Genomic DNA, 22,142 nt, shown 5'->3' with positions numbered 1-22,142 from the left:
AACTATCTGTATGAAAATATTCATATCATTTTGTTGTTATTGGTAATTATGCTCTTTTCAAAATAATGAATGTGAGCAAAACTCTAAATAAACAGCATACACATTATTGATACACAATTAAAGTACAATATCGTTATACTTTTCCTATCATTGCAAAAAGATCACAATTATTTTTTCTGCCATTGACCTTGTTGCTTTATATATTGACCTGCTGGCGTTTTGTCTTGTGCTTTACTACCAGCTCGATTTTCCACTTCATTTAATGGAACTTTACTTTCAGCAGAAACTTTTTGGTACTGTGCTTTGCGAGCTTGATTAATTAAATTTGCAATCTCACTGGCATTGCCTACATTTTTTACTACACCTAAGTAGCCATCTGCTTGTTCTCCTACTAATCCTTGCGCTTTGGCTTGGCTTAGTGAATCGATGGCTTGTTCTAAAGTCAGTGCTGATACAGAAAAAGATAAAACAGCAGTAAATAAAGCTATTGTCACTTTTTTATAGATACTCATAGCACACTCCTTAATCATACTTTTTATAATTAAATTTAAAAGTAGCAAAAGATTTTTTATGCATAATAATTAGTATTATCAACCATCTTTGCCATCTTCCTACCATAAATCACTCATTAATAAAATTTTACTTTTTAATATAGTCCAGATTTATTGATAATATTGTCTAATGCCTTATCCACTTTAATATTAATCTCATGATCGATTTTTACATTTAAATTAATATTAATAGGTTCGCTTGGCGTTTGTACTTTAACCGTTGGCGAACATCCCATTAACGCACTACCTAATATCATTATTGCAATAACTCGTCGTATCATAAAATGACCTCTTATTTTGCAGATTCCTTTTTTAAATGCGCTTCAATACGTTTACGAATTGGTTCACTAATTTGATCTGATAATTGTAAACTCATGAGCAGCTTGGCGATATTTTCTTCTAATGTTACATTTAAATTGACGGCTTTGCCATCTTCAACATCCAAATTATGTCCTTGGATATGAAGCCCTAATTTAGCAACATCATCAGCATAATCAACCGTTCCATCTAGTTTAGTATAATGAAAATTTTTAATAATATCTGTGAGTATTTTCATATTAGGATTACTTTTAGCATAATTTTTTAGAGCTGAATTTTCAAACTGTAAATAGCCTTGATTGGTTGTGGTTAACTGTCCTTTTTTAATTATGGGCTCAAAAGTTACACCTTCTTTTTTATTCACAGATAATAATGTAATAGGTAATAACCCATCAATAGCACCATCACCAGCCAGTCCTTCAGCAGGATATGCGGCGAAAATATCTTTTAATTGTATCTGCTTTAATCTTAAATTAAATTGTTGGGGTAATTTAGCTAAATTCAATTTACTGGCTTCAAGAAAGATAGAGCCTGAAAAAATAGCCGCTTGTGCCTTTTTCCAAATAATCGTACCTTTGCTTGGTGTATTAAACGATGCGGTATAACTACCAGACAATTTTACCTGTTGCAAAGCGATCCCCATATTTATCTCTTGTATATTGAGTGTTGGCACTGAAACAGTAAATTGCTTATTTTTGATATCAACATTAATATTACCCGTAGCAGATTTTATTTCACTATTTTTGTAAATCCCACTGAACTTATTAAGAGTTAATTTAGCTGTAGCTAATATTCTTTTAGGCTCAACCGGAATGGGAGATTGTACTTTAAAGGTTAACGCTCCATTTAATCGGCTAAATATAGAATCGTCAGATAAATTCGCTTTCTCTATATTTACAGAAGCATTACCAGAATTAGTGAATTCAAATCGATTATTGGTAATCCAACCCGTGAATGGCAATAATATTTTGCCGTTTTCTATACCAAACTGATTTAAAGTAGTGGTTAAAACACCATTTTGGATATCAATACGCAAATCATTTTGATTGAATAATAATGTGGCCGAAAGATTGGCAACATATTGTTTATTTGCCGATACATCCAAATGAATAGCTTGTTGCTGTTTCGTTGCTTTAACTTTCACATCAAACAACTCATGATTTTGTTCATAAAATCGCAATGAGTCAATATCGATCGTCGATGGTAGCCAGTAAACAATGGTTGGTATGGATGAATAATCAAACCCCGATTGATTTTGCTTTTCAGATGCCGTTTCAATGATATTTTTGGTATTATCTGTGACGATTTTGCTATCACTTGATTGCCAATTAATATTAAGATTTTGCGCTGATAGTTTTGACAAGGAGATAAATACATCTTTAGCCGTAACCGTAAATTGCGCCTCTTTATTAACCGTTAATTGATCAAATGAAAGACCGGATAGGTTAATATGGGCACCCTGCCAGTTTATTGAGAATCCATACTCGTGTTTAAATTCTTGCCAATAACGCCAACCAAATAGACCAAGTACCGTGATAAATACTAAAATACTGAGTGAAATCCAATAGCGTTTTTTTAAACGAGCCATATTCGTTCTCGACTTAGCTAAAATTATTGCCGGAATCATCCGGCAATAATAGGATGATTATGCGGATGTTTGCTCTCGCTGGTTAATATATGCTAGTGCTTTATCGATTCTTGCTAGCGTGCGTTTTTTACCAATAGCAAATACCGTTGCATCAACAGATGGGGATTGACCAATACCTGTTACCGCAACACGAAGTGGCATACCTACTTTACCCATGCCTATTTCAAGCTCAGCAGCCGTCGCTTCAATAACTTCATGGATTTTATGAATTTCCCAATCAAAATCAGCAATAGCTTCAATTTTTGCTCGGATGTTTTCTAGTGGCTCTTTGGCAACTGGGCGTAGGTGTTTTTTTGCTGCATCAGCATCAAAATCAGAAAAATCTTGATAACAATAAGCACATGATTGAGCCATCTCTTTTAGTGTTTTGCAACGTTCACCAAATAACTTAATAATTGTAATCAGATCTGGCCCTTGTGATAAATCATAGCCATGTTGATTCATATGCCAAACTAAATGCTGAGCAACATAATCAGCATCTAAATGATTAATATAATGGTGATTTAACCAAAGTAATTTTTCAGTATTAAATGCACTTGCAGACTTACTCACTGCATCTAGTGAGAAGAAATCAATCATTTCTGGCACTGAAAATATCTCTTGATCACCATGGGACCAACCAAGACGAACTAAATAGTTCAGTAATGCCTCTGGCAAATAACCATCATCACGGTATTGCATCACGCTCACTGCACCATGACGTTTAGATAATTTTTGTCCATCATCACCTAAAATCATTGATACGTGCCCATATTCAGGCAGTGGTGCTCCCAATGCTTTTAAAATATTAATTTGGCGAGGCGTATTATTGATATGATCTTCACCACGAATAACATGGGTGATTTCCATATCCCAGTCATCAACAACAACACAAAAGTTATAAGTTGGAGAACCATCAGTACGACGAATAATTAGATCATCAAGCTCTTTATTAGCAATTTCAATTGGACCACGGATCAAATCATTAAAAACAACTACGCCATCTACTGGATTAGCAAAACGGACAACATGCGGTTCAGTATGTGAGTGCTGTTTTTGTACTTCATCACAACGACAATGACCGTCATAGCGCGCTTTTTCACCTTTCGCCATTTGCTCTTCACGTAATTTTTCAAGACGTTCTTTCGAACAGTAACAACGATAAGCGGTACCTTTAGCTAACATTTCATCAATAACTTGATTGTAGCGATCAAAACGTTTAGTTTGATAGTAAGGGCCTTCATCCCATGACAATTTTAACCAATTCATACCTTCCATAATCGCTTCAATCGCTTCTGGTGTTGAACGCTCGAGATCAGTATCTTCAATGCGCAATACAAACGCACCTTTTGCATGACGAGTATAGAGCCAAGAGTAAAGCGCTGTACGTGCACCACCTACATGTAAATAGCCTGTTGGGCTAGGTGCAAAACGGGTTTTAATTTTCATGAAATAATCCTAATAATAACAGAAATGAGCGCGATACTATAAGGTTATCATTTGCGCTCTTTTTATTTTGATAATATCAATTAATAGAATAACTTTTTGATATAAATTCATTTTAGTTGCTTATTCTAACATGCTAAAAGGTTTCGGCAATAGTCATGTTAATGTTAGAAAATTAATAACGAACTTGTAAAAAAGTTTGAGGTTAAGCATACGTTTGAGTATAAAACATTGATACTTAACCTTTGTATTTTGAATAATTAATGCGCCTCATCCCAATTATTGCCGATACCGACATCAACTTTTAAAGGTACAGATAACTGATAACAATTTTCCATAATCTTTTTAATTTCTGTACAATATTGCTCAACAAACGCATCTTTTACTTCAAATACTAATTCATCGTGTACTTGCATCACCATTTTAATATTATCTGCGGATTGATTTTTTATCCACTCACTCATTTTTATCATGGCGGTTTTGATAATATCGGCCGCGGTACCTTGCATTGGTGCATTAATTGCTGCTCGTTCTGCTCCACGCTTTTCAATACCGTTAGTTGATCTAATTTTAGGTAGATACAAACGGCGACCAGATAAGGTTTCAACATAACCTTGCTCAGCAGCAAGTTGGCGAGTTTGTTCCATATATTGCTGAACACCTGGATAGCGTTCAAAATAACGATCGATGTAAAACTGCGCTTCTTTACGAGGGATATTAATCTGTTTAGATAACCCAAAAGCACTCATACCATAAATTAAACCAAAATTAACCGCTTTAGCGCGTCTTCGTTCTTCATTGGTAACTTCCGATTCAGCTTTACCTAATATTTCACCAGCGGTTACTCGGTGAATATCTTTATCATGAGCAAAAGCATTAAGTAAACTTTTATCTTGCGACAAATGCGCCATGATACGTAACTCAATTTGTGAATAGTCAGCAGAAATGATTTTACAACCTTTCGGCGCAATAAATGCTTGTCGAATACGGCGACCTTCTTCATTACGTACCGGAATATTTTGTAAATTTGGATCGTTGGATGATAATCGACCCGTGATAGTACCGATTTGATTATAGTTAGTATGAATACGCTGATCGATTGGACTAATCATCAATGGTAATTTGTCGGTATAAGTATTTTTCAATTTAGCTAATCCACGATAGAACAAAATCATTCGCGGTAATTCGTATTCGTTAGCCAGTTCACTTAATACTTCTTCGCTGGTTGATGGATCACCTTTTGGCGTCTTTTTTAAAACAGGTAAATTATGCTTATCAAATAAAATCGCTTGAATCTGTTTTGGTGAGGCTGGATTAAATTTTTCGCCAGCGAGTGATTGCAGTTGCGCTTCAATTTCAATTAACTGTTTAGCTAATTCAATAGAATAGTCATTTAATTGTTTAGCATCAACTAATACACCGGTTCTTTCCATTTCAGCTAATACAATAGCCAGTGGCATCTCAATATCTGTAAATAGTTTTGTTAATTTTTGGTCTTTTTCAAGTTCTGGCCACAATTTTTCATGCAGTTGCAATGTAATATCGGCATCTTCAGCCGCATATTGAGTCGTTTTTTCTACTTCAATAGCATCAATGGTAACTTTCTTTTTATCTACTTTAGTTAGCTCATCATAAGTGATGGTTTTATGATTGAGATAACGATTTGCCATACTATCCATATCATGACGTTCAGTACTATTTAATACATAAGATTCAAGCATGGTATCAAAGGCAATACCACACACCTTAATGCCATAATTAGCTAATATGCTGTAATCAAATTTAGCATTTTGCGCAATTTTTTTAATCTCTGGATTTTCAAGTACAGGTTTTAATTTGGCTAATACCTCGGTTAAAGGTAATTGCTCTGGTACCCCTAAATACTGATGAGCCAGTGGAATGTAGGCCGCTTGATAAGGTTCAACACTTAGCGATATACCCACTAATTTAGCATGTACATGATCAACATTATCGGTTTCAGTATCAAAAGCAAATTGCTTGCTATTGGTTAACTTGATAACCCAGTCATCAAGCTGTTCATGCGTTAATATACACTGATAATCGGTCTCTTTCTTTTGTGCAGTAACTGAATGTTGTTGATGATCTGCCAATAACGATAAACTTTCACCTACGATGCCATTTTTTTGCTGTTTTAGGAACGTACCTGCAATTAACTCTTTTTGCCAACGATGAAAACCATAATAAGCAAACAATTCAACCAATTTATTGACATCAATATCGGTAATTAGCAGTTGCTCATTAGTAAAATCTAATTTGACATCGGTTTTGATGGTAGCAAGCAAATAAGAAAGTTCAGCTTCATTTTGATTATCAATTAATTTTTGTTTTAAGGATTTTGCACCACGGATCGATAATTTTTCAATATCATCTAAGCGTGCATAAATATCTTTAACACTGGTAAATTCAGTCAATAAGCCTTGTGCCGTTTTTTCACCCACACCAGGCACACCCGGTATATTATCGGAGGAATCGCCTCTTAACGCTAAATAATCAATAATTTTTTCGGGCGGAACACCAAATTTATCCATCACACCTTTTGGATCAAGCACAGCATTATTCATTGTATTAATTAGAGTGATTTTATCACTCACCAACTGCGCCATATCTTTATCGCCAGTACTAATTAGCACGTCCAGATTTTCGCGTTCAGCTTGTCTGGCTAAGGTACCAATAACGTCATCAGCCTCAACACCTTCAATACATAGTAATGGCAACCCCATTGCTTTCAAAATAGTATGAATCGGTTCAATTTGGGGGCGAAGATTTTCAGGCATCGCTTCACGCGTAGCTTTATATTCGCTATAGATCTCATTACGAAATGAGCCCCCTTTCGCATCAAAGACCACCGCAATATGAGTAGGGTTATATTGATTAATCAAACTGCGAATCATATTAATCACACCAAAAATAGCACCAGTTGGCTCACCTTTGGCGTTAGTTAATGGAGGGCATGCAAAAAAAGCACGGTAAAGATATGAAGATCCATCAATTAAAATAATTGGTGTGTTATTTGGCATTTCTATTACCCAAATGTTATTCAAGTCAATGGCTGATAGTATAACCTAATTAACCTTAATATTCTTATTCATGACCATAATATAATGTAAAAAAGTTTCAGGTTAAGTATACGTTTCAGTATAAAAAACCAGTAAACAACTGTATATTGTTTAATAAGTGTTATATAATACTGCTTTTGTTTTCGCCTGAGTATGTAATAGATGACAGAATTAAGTCTTGCTGCGCAAAAAGTCAAAGAAGCTCTCGCCGCTAAAAATCTTGAAACCCCATCAAGTCGTTTAGATATGGATAGTAGTGAACGGAAAGCTAAAATTGAAGCACACTTTCGAGAAATTATGAAGCTTATGGAACTTGATTTGAGTGACGATAGCCTCGCTGAAACTCCGCACCGCGTTGCAAAGATGTATGTTGACGAAATCTTTTCTGGACTTAACTATCATAACTTCCCAAAAATCACCCTAATTGAAAATAAAATGCAGGTTGATGAAATGATAACCGTTCGGGATATTACTTTAACGAGTGTGTGTGAACACCATTTTGTCACTATCGATGGCAAAGCTACAGTTTCTTATATCCCAAAAGATAAAGTGATCGGTCTATCAAAAATTAATAGGATTGTTGAGTTTTTTTCACAACGTCCACAAGTACAAGAAAGATTAACCCAACAAATTTTGGTTGCACTGCAAACTCTGTTAGGAACGGTTAATGTTGCTGTTTCAATTGATGCCACACACTATTGCGTAAAAGCTCGCGGAATTAAAGATTCGAACAGTCTAACGACAACAACCGCCTTAGGTGGAGGATTTAAAACCAATCCAAGCACTCGGCAAGAATTTTTAAGGGCATTAAAACACTATTAATAAAATTATAGATATATACCAATACGATGTGTTATTTATCAGTAAAGTAATAAAAGTATACATAACAAGCTAATGAGCTATTTTGTTGTGAAATTTTATCTAATAATCAATATTAATTTACGCAAACCTAAAATATGCGTTAAGACTTGATATCACAATCAAGTCTTATTTATTCAATAAGCATAATATTCCATATATAACCATAAAAAGCACAGTTGTTATTGCGTGCATCTTCAAGAAAGATTGGTATAATTGGCAACTATTTTAGTTAAAACATAACAATTAATTAACACGCTTTAATGAAGATAATCCGCGGTATTGGCAATTTAAACAATGAATTTACTCAATGTGTACTAACATTGGGCAATTTTGATGGTGTGCATTTAGGACACCAACAATTAATTAACCATTTAATAGAACAAGGTAAAAAATTAAATTTACCCACAGTGGTTATGTTATTTGAACCTCAACCATTAGAGTTTTTTTGCAAGCAACAAGCCCCAGCAAGATTAACTTCATTTAAAGAAAAAGTGATGTTAATTGAAAAGCTCGGTATCGACTATATTATTGCGGTTCCATTCACCCAAACCTTTGCCAATATGTCAGCCAATACTTTTATTCAAGATTGGTTAATTAACAAATTAAAAGCTAAATATATTGCTATTGGTGATGATTTTCGATTTGGTCATGAGCGTAAAGGCGATATTCATCTTTTACAAAATTATGCTCACAACCATCACTTTGTCGTTCAAAGTATGCCAACATTGGTTTGGAATAACTTAAGAATCAGTAGCACTGCGGTGCGAGAAGCGTTATTAAATAGCGACTTTAAATTAGCACATTCCCTTTTAGGACGTGATTATACTATTGAAGGGCGTGTAATACATGGCAATGCTTTAGCTAGACAATTAGGGTTTCCCACAGCCAATATTCATCTACATCGCAAAAAACCAGCGCTACAAGGTGTTTATCTGGTTAAAGTCAAAAACTGCTGTAGTAATCAAGATTATCAGGGTATTGCCAACATAGGGATAAGACCCACAATTCAAGGCAAAAAAGCAATATTAGAGGTGAATCTGTTTGACTTTTCAGGTGATATTTATGGACAATATTTAGACGTTACCTTTGTTTATAAATTACGTGATGAGAAAAAATTTGATTCATTGTCAGACTTAAAAGAACAAATAACACAAGATATTTGCACTGCGAAAGAGATCAGTGCAAAATTAACCAATTAAAAAGTAGTATCAACAAAATTAACTGGAATAAATCAGCATGACAGATTATAAAAATACATTGAATTTACCGGAAACTGGGTTTCCAATGCGAGGCGATCTTGCTAAACGTGAACCTGCGATGTTGCAAAATTGGTATGATAAAGAGCTTTATCGTAAAATCCGCCAAGTAAAAAAAGGTAAAAAAGCCTTTATTTTGCATGATGGCCCTCCTTATGCAAACGGTAAACTTCATATTGGTCATGCTGTCAATAAAATTATTAAAGACATTATCATCAAATCAAAAGGGTTAAGTGGTTATGACTCCCCGTATATTCCAGGATGGGATTGTCATGGTTTACCCATTGAGCAAAAGGTTGAAGAACAAGTCGGGAAACCAGGCGTAAAAGTAACGCCAGCTGAATTTCGTCAAATTTGTCGTGATTATGCCGCTTCGCAAGTTGAACTACAAAAAGCCGACTTTATCCGAATGGGCGTATTAGGTGACTGGCAAAACCCTTATCGCACAATGAATTACGATACTGAAGCAAATATTATTCGTGCATTAGGTAAAGTAATAAAAAATGGGCATTTAGTAAAGGGTGCTAAACCTGTTTATTGGTGTACTGACTGTATGTCTGCATTAGCGGAAGCGGAAGTAGAATATTACGATAAATCATCACCTGCAATTGATGTAAAATTCAAAGCAACTGATAATCAAACGGTGGCGAATAAATTTGGTATTAATACTGATTTAACGATTAATGCCGTTATCTGGACAACAACACCTTGGACTCTTCCTGCTAGCCGAGGAATCGCACTTAATGAAACGGTAGAATATCAACTAGTACAGATCAACGATAAAGAATGCTTAATTTTGGCAGCAGAATTAGTTGAATCAGTAATGAAACGTGCCGATATCACTGATTGGGCAATCTTAGGTTCTTGCCATGGTAAGGATCTTGAATTACTACGTTTCAAACACCCTTTCCTTGATTTTGATGAACCAATTGTTCTTGGTGAACATGTTACGGTTGATGCAGGTACAGGCGCTGTACATACCGCACCTGGACACGGTGCTGAAGACTTTATTGTCGGTCAAAAATATGGTCTTGAAGTGGCCAATCCTGTTGGAGGAAATGGTTGTTACTTGCCGGGAACTGGCGCTGGTTTAGATGGTTTATTTGTTTTTAAAGCCAATAAAGTAGTAGTTGAACTATTAAAAGAACGCAATGCGTTACTACACTTTGAAAATATTGAACATAGCTACCCATGCTGTTGGCGACATAAAACCCCTGTTATCTACCGTGCAACACCACAATGGTTTATCAGCATGGATAAACAAGGTTTACGTGCTCAATCATTAAAAGAGATTAAACAAGTCCGTTGGATCCCAGATTGGGGACAAGCACGTATTGAAACCATGGTAGCAAATCGCCCTGACTGGTGTATTTCTCGCCAACGTACATGGGGCGTACCGATGACGCTATTCGTACATAAAGAAACGGAAGAACTGCATCCAGATACTTTAGAACTTGTTGAAAAAGTAGCTAAATTAGTTGAACAAAATGGGATTCAAGCTTGGTGGGATGCCGATATTAAAGATCTACTTGGCCCTGATGCCGATGATTACCGTAAAGTACCCGACACATTAGATGTATGGTTTGATTCAGGATCAACTTTCTATTCAGTGGTTGGTGTTCGTCCTGAATTTGCAGGACACGAAGCCGATATGTATTTAGAGGGATCCGATCAGCATCGTGGTTGGTTTATGTCATCATTAATGTTATCAACAGCTATTGATAATAAAGCACCTTACAAACAAGTTTTAACTCACGGTTTTGTGGTTGATGGACAAGGTCGTAAGATGTCTAAATCACTCGGTAACATTGTGACTCCTCAAGAAGTTATGAATAAATTAGGTGCCGATATTTTACGTTTATGGATCGCCTCTACCGATTATTCAGGCGAAATGAGCTATTCAGATGAAATCATCAAGCGCGCTGCGGACAGCTATCGTCGTATCCGTAATACTGCACGTTTCTTACTGGCAAACTTAAATGGTTTCGATCCAGTCAAAGATATGATAAAACCTGAAGATATGGTTGTACTTGATCGTTGGGCAGTGAGTATGGCTAAAGAAGCCCAAGAGCAAATCATTCAGGCTTATGAAAACTATGATTTCCACAAAGTGGTACAACGTATTATGCAATTTTGCTCAATCGAAATGGGCTCTTTCTATTTAGATATCATCAAAGATCGTCAATATACGGCTAAAAGTGATAGTGTTGCTCGTCATAGTTGTCAAACTGCGCTATATCATATTGCACAAGCGATGGTACGTTGGATTGCCCCAATTTTATCTTTCACTGCAGATGAAATTTGGCAATATATACCAGCAGCAGAAAAACAGGAATTTGTTTTTGAAGATGAGTGGTATACAAAACTATTTACATTATCAGAAAGTGAAACATTAAATAGTGAATATTGGGCACAAATTTTAGCGATTCGTAGTGAAGTAAATAAAGTGCTTGAGCAAGGTCGTAATGATAAAGTGATAGGTGGGGCTCTTGAAGCTGCGGTAACCCTTTATGCTAATGAAGATATCATGGCAACTTTAGCTAAACTAGAAAACGAATTACGCTTTGTATTACTCACCTCACAAGCGAGTGTTAAGCCATTACAAGCGGCACCAGCAGATGCAGTACAAAGTGATATTGATGGATTAAAAATTGAACTAGCTAAAGCACAAGGCGATAAATGTCCTCGTTGCTGGCACTATACTATCGATAACGAACCAACCACGCATTTATGTAAACGCTGTGAAGAAAATATTAATGGTAAGGGTGAAGTTAGACATTTCGCCTAGTCATTAATAATTCGACATTTAAAAAACGCTATAGAATAAAATCTATAGCAATTCAATATTTTTACCGCCGACACCTGTCGGCGGAAATATAATAATGAGCATACTATATGAAAAAAGATAATGGACTTTACTGGTTACTCGTTACAATTGTGATTTTTGTAATTGATATCGCAAGTAAGTTTTTTATTATTGATAAATTTTCTCTGTTTGAATCAGTAAATCTTTTACCGTTCTTCTCTATTACTTATGTACGTAATATCGGCGCAGCGTTTAGTTTTTTCGAGGGACAACGTGAAATGCTAGTTGCTATTGCCTTGATTATCAGCGTTGTCATTATGTATATGCTTTATCGTAATTCACGCCAAAAAAAATTAGAGAATTTCTCATTATCACTAATTTTAGGTGGAGCATTAGGTAATTTATTCGATCGCCTTTACCATGGTTTTGTGGTTGATTTTTTAGATGTTAATTTTGGTAGTTGGCACTATCCAACTTTTAATGTTGCAGATTGCGCTATCTGTATAGGCATTGGATTATTTATTTTTTGTAACTATAAAAAACCTAAACAGACTGCTGAGTAATATGCAAATAATTTTAGCTAATCCTCGTGGATTTTGTGCTGGTGTTGATCGCGCAATTACCATTGTTGAGCGAGCCATTGAACTTTTTGGTGCTCCTGTTTATGTCCGCCATGAAGTGGTGCATAATCGTTATGTAGTTAATCGTCTTAAGCAGTTAGGTGCAATATTCATTGAAGATATCAGTGAAGTACCTGATAATACCATCCTTATTTTCTCAGCACATGGCGTATCTAAAGCAGTTCGAGAAGAAGCCAAACAACGTAAATTGCGCATCTTTGATGCAACTTGTCCATTAGTGACCAAAGTGCATATGGAAGTAGCTCGATCAAGTTATCGAGGTGAAGAGGTTATTTTAATCGGTCATGCAGGTCATATTGAAGTCGATGGTACTATGGGCCAATACAATAATCCTCAAGGTGGCATCTATTTAATTGAATCGACTGAAGATGTAAATAAGTTAAAAATTAAAGATGAAAATCATCTCTGCTTTACCACTCAGACAACCTTATCTGTTGATGATACAGCCGAAATTATTGCCGCGTTAAAACAACGTTTTCCAAATATTCGTAGTCCTCGTAAAAATGATATTTGCTACGCCACAACCAATCGCCAACAAGCGGTTAAACAATTGTCATCTCGTGCTGATATTGTTTTAGTTGTTGGATCTAAAAACTCATCGAATTCAAATCGTTTAGCAGAGCTCGCACGACGAAACAGCAAAAATGCTTATTTAATCGATTATGCGTCGGATATTCAACAAGAGTGGTTAGTTAACGCACGAACAATTGGCGTAACCGCGGGCGCATCAGCACCAGATATTTTAGTGCAGCAAGTTATCGAGCACTTAAAAGGTTTAGGTTGCACATCACTTATTGAAACCGATGGGATTTTAGAAAACATCACTTTTGAAATTCCTAAAGAACTACGAATAGAAGTTAAAGCTGTTTGATTTAAGATGAGTGCTTAATTCGTTCAAATTTTGCTAATAGTTCTTCTTGTGTTTCAACATGCTCGGGATCTGCAATAATAGCATTTTGAATTGGGCAAACACGCTGGCATGTGGAGTGATCATAATAGCCAACGCATTCTGTACATTTATTAGGATCAATTTCATAAGTATCAAAGCCCATTGAGATTGCCTCATTAGGGCACTCAGGCTCACACATATCACAATTAATACATTTGTTGGTTATTTTTAACGCCATGCTCTTTGCTATCTTTATTAACTGAAAAAAATTGGCGTCATTATAGCGCAATCACCAATAATTCCGAATAAAGATCACATTATCACTGATTAACAAGGTCAATTTTTGTCAAAAAGTTTCAGGTTAACTATATGTTTGAGTATATGTTTGAGTATAAAAACTTAACCAAATCAGCGAGAATAACGTTATAAATGGAATATAACTATTTGTTTTATTGTCTAATTGAAAATATTAAGCGCTGTTGATCCACTTAAATACTGATCAGCAACGCTTCTATTATTTCTTATCGAAATCAAACCATTTTAATATTTTGAATAATTATTGTGGAAGTTTATAGGCTTGGCGAGCTAATAATTTCCAATCTTCACCAGCTTTTTTAAACACTAGCATAACGCCAATTTTAACTTTACCTTTTTGGCCACTATTATTTGTATCAGCAGAAAACACATGACGAACAATTGCAGTATCACCTTCGGTAACAATGGATTGATCTTGAAATTCAAGCGTAATAAATCCAGAACGGCCACTGACAATAGCATCCACAAACTCAGCCTTATTTTCGATAACCGCACTTGAATGACCATAAGTTAAAGATGGTAATGCCACATTTTCTAACTGAGTTTTATCGGCACTAAGCATCGCTAAACGCATAGTTTCTACCGCTTGTTCTACAGTAGATTGATTATTTGATGTTACTGCATAACTGCTACCAATAGATAGCATCATTAATAATACTAGACTTAATAGTTTATTCATTTTATTTCTCCTTTGTTGATCAATTAATTCAATCGTTTTATTCGCCTTTTGTTGCAGCTAAAATTTCAGATTGCGTATCATTTTTAATAAAATTAGGGCTGAATTTTTTTGCCCACATTGATGTAATAATTGGCACAATAATTGATGTGACAATCACACTGGTTGCAACCATTGCTGTAGCTGCTGAGGCAACAGGTGCGAATTCGGGTACCATTTCAGCGATTAATAAAGGTGTTGCAACTGCTGCGCCAGCCGAACTTGATGCTGCAACACCTGCCGTACCGTTACCTTTACCTAAGAATTTGTCAGCCAAAATAAGTGGAATACCAGTAATTACGATCACCAGTAAACCCAGTAAAATACCGGCTAATCCTGTTTCAAAAATGACTTGTAGTTTTATGCTGTTACCAAGTGCAAAGGCAAAGAATGGAATTAATGTTTGTACGGCACTACCGAATAGTTTACGCAGATCAGAATCTAAGTTTCCTAACATAAAACCAATTAAAAATGGTAATACTGCGCCGATAAATAGTCTTGGTTCAAACGAAGCAACCCCAGAAGTACCAAGAATAACCATTGTCATAAGAGGTCCAGATTCTAAAGACATTAAAACAAACGCACCGGCCTCTTCTTTTGAGCCATATTGGTTCATTAAGGCTGCATATAATCCTCCATTAGTCATATCCATTGAAGCAACGAGTGCAATAATAGAAAATCCAGCAAATATGCCTCCTTCAACCATGTAACCTTTACTCCAAAAAGTGCCGGCAATAAGTGCAACAACCCAAGCTGTAGCAATTTTGGTCACAACCAATACACCTGATTTTCTTAACATCATGCCTGTTGCTTTTAATTCTATAGATGCTCCCATACAAAAAAACCAAACAGCCAAAATAGGTACTGTGCCAGAAATCAAACCATTTGAAAAAGAACCTAAATATTTGCCTCCTCCAGGAAAAAATGTATTACACAATGCTCCCAAGAAAAGAGGGATTAACATTAGTCCTCCAGGTATTTGATCAATAAATTTTTTTATTTTCATTATCTATCCCTTAAAAATAACAACATGATTTAAATTAATTAATTTAGACTATCCAATTAACACCAAGCACAATATAAAATATTCGGAATAACATTCCTTTTTTGAATATATAAAATAATAAAATAAAATCAAATTTGCTTAATAGTTTTGTGATAGACATCACCAAATAAAAAATAATTAATTGAAAATTAATATTATTTTAATTTATTTTTTTAATAAAAATAAATAAACAAAAAGCAACTAAATAATTTTTATATAGCAAAGAAGATAAAAAAACTTACAGTAAAGAACGACGGAAATAAAATATAACTAATTAAAATAATTTAATTTATCTGTATATTGATATTTTTTAATATTAAAGTTTTATGTGATTACGATCACAATAACAATAAAATGGAATATTATTCTTTTAAATTCTTAATTAATATTATTTAGGAATGTTATTCCGGTTTAATTAAGGAGAATGGATGAAGATTTATATTACAGATTGTGACCATGAATCCATGGAAATAGAAAAACAAACTTTTACACAAAATGGTGTCGATTTTGCCATACTAAACATTACGCAACCAGATGATATTATTAAATATTGTCATGATGCTGATGCTTTAGTTTTACAATATGCAACCATATCGGATGATGTTTTAAATAATCTTAAAAATTTAAAGGGTGTTGTACGCTACGGCGTTGGTGTCAATACCATTGATATTGAGTCTGCAACAAAAAATAATGTCGCAGTTTGCAATGTGCCTGATTATGGTACCAATGAAGTGGCAGATCATGCCTTATCACTCATCATGGCGCTAACAAGAAAATTGCCATTATTTGTTAATGATACAAAAAAGGGAATTTGGGCTTATGAGAAAGCAATTCCAATCTATCGTTTACAAGAACAAACAGCAGGTATTATCGGATTAGGTAGAATTGGCCTTTCATTAGCTAAAAAACTACATGGCATTGGACTTAAAGTCATTGGTTTTGATCCCCTAGCGAAGCAAGAAGATCTTCCCGATTTTATCGAGTGCGTTAACTTTGAAAAATTATTAACTGAGTCAGACATTATTTCACTTAATCTGCCGCTAATTAAACAAACACAAAATTTAATTAGTTATGAGCAATTTTCAGTAATGAAAAAAAATTGCTATTTAGTTAATACCGCAAGAGGAGGCATTATAAATGAAGAGGCACTTTATCAGGCCTTATTAAATAAGACAATTGCAGGCGCAGCGCTTGATGTATTTATGCATGAACCCCCTACAGATAGAAAGTTATTCGAGTTGGATAATTTTATTGCAACCCCGCATGCAGCTTGGTATTCCGAACAATCCCAAAAAGATTTAAAACGTAAAGCTGCACAAGAAGCTATCCGATTAGCTAAAGGTGAAAAACCTTTATATTGCCTAAACAATTAAAAATAAATCAAGGAAATAAATAATGAAAGCAATAATTTATAAAGGACCGAATAATGTAGTTTGTGAACAAACATCCAAGCCATTAGTTAATGAAAACGAAGTACTAATTAAAGTAAGTCATGCTGGAATTTGTGGTTCTGATCTCAATATTTATCTTGGTGTACATCCAAGAGCAAAAGCGCCTTTAGTATTAGGTCATGAATTTTCAGGGTATGTCGTCAATGGTGATGAACAATTACCAACAGGAACGAAAGTATGTGTTCGTCCGCTTATTTCCTGCGGTCAATGTTCAGCGTGTCAATCTGGTAATAGCCATGTTTGTAAAACGCTTAAACTGTATGGTATTGATACTGCAGGTGGTATGGCTGAATATGTAAAAGTAGATAAAAGCAAAATACATATACTACCTGATGATTTTCCAATGGATCTAGGTGCCTTTGTTGAACCATTAGCGGTAGGAATTCATGCTGTATCAAGAACGCCATTTAAGGTTGGTGATTCAGTGGTCGTTTTTGGTGCAGGTACCATTGGATTATGTGTTGCCAGTGTATTAAAGCTTGCTGGCGCGAAACAAGTTATTGTTATCGAAACCAATGATTTCCGTATTAATTTAGCCAAAGAACTTGGTTTTATCGTCATTAATCCTAAACAGGAAGATGTTTTAACTGCTGTTTTAAAATTAACCAATCATATAGGCGCTGATATTGTTTATGATTGTGCTGCACATCCATCCGTTGCTTTGCAATTAACTGATTTAGTTAAAGTTCAAGGAACAATCGAAATTGTAGGCTCATATAAAAAACCAACAGAATTTAAATTACTCGACATTGAATTTAAAGAACTCACGATTATTGGTACTCGAGTATATGAAGCCAGAGATTTTGAAACTGCAATCAAATTTATACAACAAGATTTTCCATACAAGAAATTACTCACCATATTAACTCCAGAAGAGGCAAAACAAGGGTTTGCTAATGCATTAACGGGTGAGAATGTGATTAAAACTTTGTTTAAATTTTCAGATTAATAAAAATATAAAAAATTAAGGTATATCATCATGAAAAATAAAAATCCATTTGATTTAATAGGTAAAAATGCAATTGTTACAGGTGCATCACGGGGAATCGGTAAGTCTTTAGCAATCAGTTTAGCCAATGCCGGAGCTAATATCATCATTATTGATGTCACACGAGATGAACAAACCGAACAAGAAATAAAAAAATATAATGTAACTTGTGAAACCATCACTTTTGATCTATCTCATTTTGAGCAGTATGCCGACCTCATTTCCAGTATTATTAAAAAATACCAGCACATTGATATTTTAATCAATAACGCTGGTATACAACGGCGCTATCCCTCTGTGGATTTTCCTAAGCATGATTGGGATCTTGTTATTAATATTAACATGAATGCTGTATTTTTTATGTGTCAACAAGTAGGTAAACATATGCTTGAAAGAGGATACGGGAAAATTGTTAATATTGCTTCATTACTTGCTTTTCAAGGTGGATATACCATTCCCGCTTATACAGCAGCAAAATCAGCGGTGGCAGGGTTTTCAAAATCTTTATCCAATGAATGGGCATCAAAAGGTATCACAATCAACTGTATCGCTCCAGGTTATATTGCAACAGAAATGAATACTGCTTTAATGAATGATGAAATTCGTAATCGCCAGATCCTAGAACGGATCCCAGCCGGGCGTTGGGGTAACCCTGAAGACTTAGGAGGGGCAGCTGTATTTTTATCTTCCTCAGCATCCGATTATATTAATGGATTTACCATTGCGGTAGATGGCGGCTGGTTAGGCAGATAATTCAATATAAATTTACATGTATTTTGGCTTAATTATTGGCTAGCTGTTACAGCCAATAATTAACTTTTCAAGGAGATTACAATGATTATTGGCAATATTGAACATTTGGATTTAACCCCTTATTTACCTCAAAAATTAAAACATGCAATAGAATTAGTAAAACAACAGATAAATGACAATACCGAAAATGGTCGGTATTCAATTGATGGTGATAAAGTTTTTTACATGGTTTCAGAAACGTTATCCCGAACTCAAGAAGAAGGTAAATATGAATATCATGCTAAATACATTGATATTCAAATTGTATTATCCGGTCAAGAAGGCATGGCGGTATCAACTTTACCCCCTCATAGCGAAATAATTGAAGATAAGCTAATCAATGGGGATATTGCCTTTGTGAAAGCGCCAATAGAAGAAACCATGTTTGTATTACAACCAAAAGATTTTGTAATTTTTTACCCATATGAAGTACATAAACCTCTTTGTATTGTCGGTGGGAAAACTGAAAAAATTCGTAAAGTGGTCGTTAAAGTCAGCCTAGATTAGTTGACCATTTATGGTGGAAATAATGCCAAATGGGATCTAATTACTTAATTTCAATTACAAATAATATCTGATAAGGACAAGTAATGACCATAAATATAGCAGTAATTGGTGAGTGCATGATTGAACTCTCAATTAAAGATAAGATAACGACAAGAGGCTTTGGTGGAGATACATTAAATACTTCAGTTTATTTGTCTCGGTTATTTACTGACAATCAAGCAGCAATTTACTATGTAACGGGTCTTGGCGTTGATCCATTTAGCCAAGAAATGTTGAATCAATGGCAAAAGGAAAACATTAAAACCAATCTTATTCAACAAATGGATAATAAAATGCCTGGATTATATGCCATTGTTACCGATAGCCATGGTGAACGATCTTTCTATTATTGGCGAAACGATGCTGCAGCAAAATTTTGGTTACAGACTGAACAAACACAGCAAATATGTGAAACAATAACTAAATTTGATTACATTTATTTAAGTGGTATTAGTGTTGCTATTTTAGATGAATACAGTATAGATAAGCTCATTGAATTGTTAGAAACATTCAAAGCTAACGGTGGTAAAGTTATTTTTGATAATAATTATCGCCCACGATTATGGCGTAGTCAGGAGTACGCTCAAAACGTCTATTCTAAAATTCTATCCTATACCGATATCGCATTTTTAACCCAAGAAGATGAATATCTGCTATGGGGAAATGATAATTATGAAGATAGTATTGTTCGTAGTCGTAAATTGGGCGTAAATGAGATCATTATTAAAAGAGGAAGTGAAAGTTGTATTGTAGCGACAACAAATGATCGTGTAGAAGTTCCAGCAAATATTATTGCTAAGCAAAAAATTGTTGATACAACGGCTGCCGGAGACTCATTTAGTGCAGGGTATTTATCAATTAGGTTACTCGGTGGTTCAATTAAGGCGGCAATTAAGCAAGGACATGATTTAGCAGCAACAGTTATTCAATATCGTGGTGCAATCATACCTTGTGAAGCAATGAGTAATTTAATATCTATTTAATCAGAAATTAAAAATTATTTTAATCCAAATGTTATGTCGAAATATACCCTAGTCGTTTAGAAATCAAATTTGTCGTCTCTTTTAATAAAGAGGCGCATTTTTCAATTTGATTATGCATTCGATGGCTAGGACCAGCAATACTTAAAGCTGCTACAACCTCGTTACTATAATTAAATATGCCAGAAGCAACACAAACAAGACCTTCTTCAACTTCTTCCCAATCATAAGCGATATTTTCACGACGAACTTTAGCTAAAAGTTCATTGAGTTGCTGTGAATCGGTTATGGTTTTTTGTGTATATTGTGGTAATGATGATTGTAAAATGCGTTCAATCTCATCTTGTGATTGATGAGCAAGTAATATTCTACCTAACCCTGTGCAATATGCCGGTCGCAAATGACCTAAATTGGAACTAGTATGAATAGCATTGTTACCTTCACTCTTATATAGATAGACTACATTACCACTATTATAAACCCCTAAAAAACAGGTTTCATTGATTGTATTTGAAAGCGATTTAACATGCGGAATCGCTATATCGACAATATTAACATTGACAAGACTGGATATTCCAAGCTCTAACGATTTAAAACCTAGAGTATATTTACCTGATTTTTCATCTAAAAAAACATATTCACGATCAAGCAATGTGTTTAGAATCTTCTTTATTATAATTTTATTAAGTTTAGTGGCTTCAACTATTTCAGTAATTGTTACGCCTGCTGCACAATTACTAATTACATCTAAAACAGCAATGGCTTTATCTATTGCTGAAGTTGTCTCTTTTTGGATCATGGTTTTAAACCTTTAAAAAATAGATAAAATGAATTCAACATTTAGATAAAGTTAATTCTTCTTTTTTAGTTCAACCGATATAGATGATGAGATACTTTTTAATTCACTAATGATAAGTTCTTTTTTCTGAACAATTCTAAAAGAAGATCCAGCAACACTTATTGCTCCTACTACTTTATTTTGCTTAATAAAGATTGGTACAGCAATACACGTTAAGCCTTCTTCAACTTCTTCATCATCCATAGAATAACCATCAATACACACCTTTGCTAAACTATTATGGATGGCTTCTCGGTCAACAATGGTTTTACTGGTGAATTGAACTAGTGGACGACTTAAAACTTTATTAATTTCAACTAACGGTTGATAAGCTAATAATGATTTACCCAATCCAGTACAATATACTGGCATTCGGCTACCAATATGTGAGTTGGTTTTAACAGCGAGTTCACCTTCGGCTTTATACAAATAGATAACACTACCATCATGATAGACCGCTAAAAAGCAGGTTTCATTAAGCTTTGCAGCAAGTTTTTTTAAAAAAGGAATTGATATACCCACTAAAGATATATTCATCAATCCTTTGACGCCTAACTCAAAAGCTTTTACATCTAAAAAATATTTTTCAGTGGAGGCATCATAGCAGAGATATTGTCTTTTTTTTAATATGTCTAAAATTCTAAATACTGTTGTTTTTGCCATCCGACTTAGTTTAACGATTTCTGCCAAAGATATTCCAGAAGAATAATGGCTAATTATTTCAAGCAAAGTTAAGGCATTATCTAACGTGGATTGTTGTTTTTGAAAAGACATTTATTGAGCTCCACACAAGGATACTTTTTAAATAGATTGCTATTAATTTATTAATAAAAAACAGTACAATAGAAAATAAAATACGCATTTTCAAAAAGACTTATGTATACTGTTTTTATCTAATTACATGTATAAATTAGGGTTAGTGGCTACATATTACTAGAATAATCTGTTTTTTTCTATAAATTCAATAACATCTTTCTATTATTAATTTTTTAAGAAAAAG

At 34.5% G+C, this 22,142-nt stretch carries 20 protein-coding genes; 10 read left to right on the top strand and 10 right to left on the bottom strand.

All coding sequences use genetic code 11. The annotated features are described in order from the left end of the window. Positions 1-167: 167 nt before the first annotated feature. From A9G17_RS07515 to polA, 5 genes are all read right to left on the bottom strand, one after another. Entirely contained in the window at positions 168-512 is a 345-nt protein-coding gene (locus A9G17_RS07515; protein ID WP_065738190.1) for a YdbL family probable chaperone protein, read from the bottom strand. 134 nt (positions 513-646) lie between these two features. Next, entirely contained in the window at positions 647-832 is a 186-nt protein-coding gene (locus tag A9G17_RS07510) for a YnbE family lipoprotein (RefSeq protein ID WP_065738189.1), read from the bottom strand. An 11-nt stretch (positions 833-843) separates the two neighbouring features. Next, entirely contained in the window at positions 844-2,457 is a 1,614-nt protein-coding gene (locus A9G17_RS07505; RefSeq protein ID WP_065738188.1) for an intermembrane phospholipid transport protein YdbH family protein, read from the bottom strand. A 57-nt stretch (positions 2,458-2,514) separates the two neighbouring features. Then, on the bottom strand, positions 2,515-3,945 hold the full coding sequence (gltX, locus tag A9G17_RS07500; protein WP_065738187.1) for a glutamate--tRNA ligase: 1,431 nt from the start codon (positions 3,943-3,945) through the stop codon (positions 2,515-2,517). Positions 3,946-4,202: 257 nt separating this feature from the next. Continuing rightward, the gene (polA, locus tag A9G17_RS07495; protein WP_065738186.1) at positions 4,203-6,980 is read right to left on the bottom strand and encodes a DNA polymerase I; all 2,778 of its coding nucleotides are present in this window, start codon (positions 6,978-6,980) and stop codon (positions 4,203-4,205) included. 201 nt (positions 6,981-7,181) lie between these two features. Here polA and folE point away from each other — a divergent pair, with 201 nt between their 5' ends. From folE to ispH, 5 genes are all read left to right on the top strand, one after another. After that, positions 7,182-7,841, top strand: coding sequence for a GTP cyclohydrolase I FolE (gene folE, locus A9G17_RS07490; protein WP_025314305.1), 660 nt, complete (start codon positions 7,182-7,184; stop codon positions 7,839-7,841). 299 nt (positions 7,842-8,140) lie between these two features. Next, a complete protein-coding gene (gene ribF, locus A9G17_RS07485; protein ID WP_065738185.1) occupies positions 8,141-9,079 on the top strand; it encodes a bifunctional riboflavin kinase/FAD synthetase in 939 nt (312 codons plus the stop codon). A gap of 37 nt (positions 9,080-9,116) precedes the next feature. Continuing rightward, positions 9,117-11,924 carry an isoleucine--tRNA ligase gene (ileS, locus tag A9G17_RS07480; RefSeq protein WP_065738184.1) on the top strand — a complete coding sequence of 936 codons (2,808 nt, stop codon included), beginning with the start codon at positions 9,117-9,119 and terminating at the stop codon, positions 11,922-11,924. Positions 11,925-12,031: 107 nt separating this feature from the next. Continuing rightward, positions 12,032-12,505 (top strand): signal peptidase II, encoded by a 474-nt coding sequence (lspA, locus tag A9G17_RS07475; protein ID WP_065738183.1) that lies wholly within the window; start codon positions 12,032-12,034, stop codon positions 12,503-12,505. Between the two features lies 1 nt (position 12,506). Next, on the top strand, positions 12,507-13,454 hold the full coding sequence (ispH, locus tag A9G17_RS07470; RefSeq protein ID WP_065738182.1) for a 4-hydroxy-3-methylbut-2-enyl diphosphate reductase: 948 nt from the start codon (positions 12,507-12,509) through the stop codon (positions 13,452-13,454). A 1-nt stretch (position 13,455) separates the two neighbouring features. On the opposite strand, the gene A9G17_RS07465 is transcribed toward ispH, so the two are convergent. The 3 genes from A9G17_RS07465 to kdgT all read right to left on the bottom strand — a co-directional run bounded on the left by A9G17_RS07465 (position 13,456) and on the right by kdgT (position 15,508). Beyond that, positions 13,456-13,710 carry a YfhL family 4Fe-4S dicluster ferredoxin gene (locus A9G17_RS07465; protein ID WP_065738181.1) on the bottom strand — a complete coding sequence of 85 codons (255 nt, stop codon included), beginning with the start codon at positions 13,708-13,710 and terminating at the stop codon, positions 13,456-13,458. A 318-nt stretch (positions 13,711-14,028) separates the two neighbouring features. Next, entirely contained in the window at positions 14,029-14,466 is a 438-nt protein-coding gene (locus tag A9G17_RS07460; RefSeq protein ID WP_065738180.1) for a nuclear transport factor 2 family protein, read from the bottom strand. 37 nt (positions 14,467-14,503) lie between these two features. Further along, on the bottom strand, positions 14,504-15,508 hold the full coding sequence (gene kdgT / locus A9G17_RS07455; RefSeq protein ID WP_065738179.1) for a 2-keto-3-deoxygluconate transporter: 1,005 nt from the start codon (positions 15,506-15,508) through the stop codon (positions 14,504-14,506). Positions 15,509-15,975: 467 nt separating this feature from the next. Here kdgT and A9G17_RS07450 point away from each other — a divergent pair, with 467 nt between their 5' ends. The 5 genes from A9G17_RS07450 (at position 15,976) to A9G17_RS07430 (ending at position 20,307) form a co-directional block, all read left to right on the top strand. Continuing rightward, a complete protein-coding gene (locus A9G17_RS07450; protein WP_065738178.1) occupies positions 15,976-16,920 on the top strand; it encodes a C-terminal binding protein in 945 nt (314 codons plus the stop codon). Positions 16,921-16,942: 22 nt separating this feature from the next. Next, positions 16,943-17,947, top strand: a complete 1,005-nt coding sequence (locus A9G17_RS07445) for a zinc-dependent alcohol dehydrogenase (protein ID WP_065738177.1) — start codon at positions 16,943-16,945, stop codon at positions 17,945-17,947. Between the two features lie 30 nt (positions 17,948-17,977). Next, positions 17,978-18,739, top strand: a complete 762-nt coding sequence (gene kduD / locus A9G17_RS07440) for a 2-dehydro-3-deoxy-D-gluconate 5-dehydrogenase KduD (protein ID WP_065738176.1) — start codon at positions 17,978-17,980, stop codon at positions 18,737-18,739. 81 nt (positions 18,740-18,820) lie between these two features. Then, positions 18,821-19,285: a NanQ anomerase/TabA/YiaL family protein gene (locus A9G17_RS07435; RefSeq protein ID WP_065738175.1), complete on the top strand. Its 465-nt coding sequence runs from the start codon at positions 18,821-18,823 to the stop codon at positions 19,283-19,285. Positions 19,286-19,368: 83 nt separating this feature from the next. Beyond that, entirely contained in the window at positions 19,369-20,307 is a 939-nt protein-coding gene (locus A9G17_RS07430; protein WP_065738174.1) for a 2-dehydro-3-deoxygluconokinase, read from the top strand. A 31-nt stretch (positions 20,308-20,338) separates the two neighbouring features. On the opposite strand, the gene A9G17_RS07425 is transcribed toward A9G17_RS07430, so the two are convergent. Next, positions 20,339-21,103, bottom strand: coding sequence for an IclR family transcriptional regulator (locus A9G17_RS07425; RefSeq protein ID WP_065738173.1), 765 nt, complete (start codon positions 21,101-21,103; stop codon positions 20,339-20,341). A 51-nt stretch (positions 21,104-21,154) separates the two neighbouring features. Further along, on the bottom strand, positions 21,155-21,916 hold the full coding sequence (locus A9G17_RS07420) for an IclR family transcriptional regulator (RefSeq protein WP_065738172.1): 762 nt from the start codon (positions 21,914-21,916) through the stop codon (positions 21,155-21,157). Positions 21,917-22,142: the final 226 nt, after the last annotated feature.

The organism is Gilliamella sp. wkB7 (genome assembly GCF_001693435.1).
In the GTDB taxonomy this organism is placed as follows: domain Bacteria; phylum Pseudomonadota; class Gammaproteobacteria; order Enterobacterales; family Orbaceae; genus Gilliamella; species Gilliamella apicola_N.
This window is presented reverse-complemented; position numbering and strand designations above follow the sequence as displayed.

What these genes read in the sequence shown, in the direction of transcription:
- ileS (WP_065738184.1), top strand. Translation starts at nt 9,117, where the DNA reads ATGACAGATTATAAAAATACATTGAATTTACCGGAAACTGGGTTTCCA.
- A9G17_RS07460 (WP_065738180.1), bottom strand. Translation starts at nt 14,466, where the DNA reads ATGAATAAACTATTAAGTCTAGTATTATTAATGATGCTATCTATTGGT.
- A9G17_RS07515 (WP_065738190.1), bottom strand. Translation starts at nt 512, where the DNA reads ATGAGTATCTATAAAAAAGTGACAATAGCTTTATTTACTGCTGTTTTA.
- gltX (WP_065738187.1), bottom strand. Translation starts at nt 3,945, where the DNA reads ATGAAAATTAAAACCCGTTTTGCACCTAGCCCAACAGGCTATTTACAT.
- ribF (WP_065738185.1), top strand. Translation starts at nt 8,141, where the DNA reads ATGAAGATAATCCGCGGTATTGGCAATTTAAACAATGAATTTACTCAA.
- A9G17_RS07465 (WP_065738181.1), bottom strand. Translation starts at nt 13,710, where the DNA reads ATGGCGTTAAAAATAACCAACAAATGTATTAATTGTGATATGTGTGAG.
- lspA (WP_065738183.1), top strand. Translation starts at nt 12,032, where the DNA reads ATGAAAAAAGATAATGGACTTTACTGGTTACTCGTTACAATTGTGATT.
- A9G17_RS07435 (WP_065738175.1), top strand. Translation starts at nt 18,821, where the DNA reads ATGATTATTGGCAATATTGAACATTTGGATTTAACCCCTTATTTACCT.
- kdgT (WP_065738179.1), bottom strand. Translation starts at nt 15,508, where the DNA reads ATGAAAATAAAAAAATTTATTGATCAAATACCTGGAGGACTAATGTTA.
- folE (WP_025314305.1), top strand. Translation starts at nt 7,182, where the DNA reads ATGACAGAATTAAGTCTTGCTGCGCAAAAAGTCAAAGAAGCTCTCGCC.
- A9G17_RS07420 (WP_065738172.1), bottom strand. Translation starts at nt 21,916, where the DNA reads ATGTCTTTTCAAAAACAACAATCCACGTTAGATAATGCCTTAACTTTG.
- ispH (WP_065738182.1), top strand. Translation starts at nt 12,507, where the DNA reads ATGCAAATAATTTTAGCTAATCCTCGTGGATTTTGTGCTGGTGTTGAT.
- A9G17_RS07430 (WP_065738174.1), top strand. Translation starts at nt 19,369, where the DNA reads ATGACCATAAATATAGCAGTAATTGGTGAGTGCATGATTGAACTCTCA.
- polA (WP_065738186.1), bottom strand. Translation starts at nt 6,980, where the DNA reads ATGCCAAATAACACACCAATTATTTTAATTGATGGATCTTCATATCTT.
- A9G17_RS07425 (WP_065738173.1), bottom strand. Translation starts at nt 21,103, where the DNA reads ATGATCCAAAAAGAGACAACTTCAGCAATAGATAAAGCCATTGCTGTT.
- A9G17_RS07450 (WP_065738178.1), top strand. Translation starts at nt 15,976, where the DNA reads ATGAAGATTTATATTACAGATTGTGACCATGAATCCATGGAAATAGAA.
- kduD (WP_065738176.1), top strand. Translation starts at nt 17,978, where the DNA reads ATGAAAAATAAAAATCCATTTGATTTAATAGGTAAAAATGCAATTGTT.
- A9G17_RS07445 (WP_065738177.1), top strand. Translation starts at nt 16,943, where the DNA reads ATGAAAGCAATAATTTATAAAGGACCGAATAATGTAGTTTGTGAACAA.
- A9G17_RS07510 (WP_065738189.1), bottom strand. Translation starts at nt 832, where the DNA reads ATGATACGACGAGTTATTGCAATAATGATATTAGGTAGTGCGTTAATG.
- A9G17_RS07505 (WP_065738188.1), bottom strand. Translation starts at nt 2,457, where the DNA reads ATGGCTCGTTTAAAAAAACGCTATTGGATTTCACTCAGTATTTTAGTA.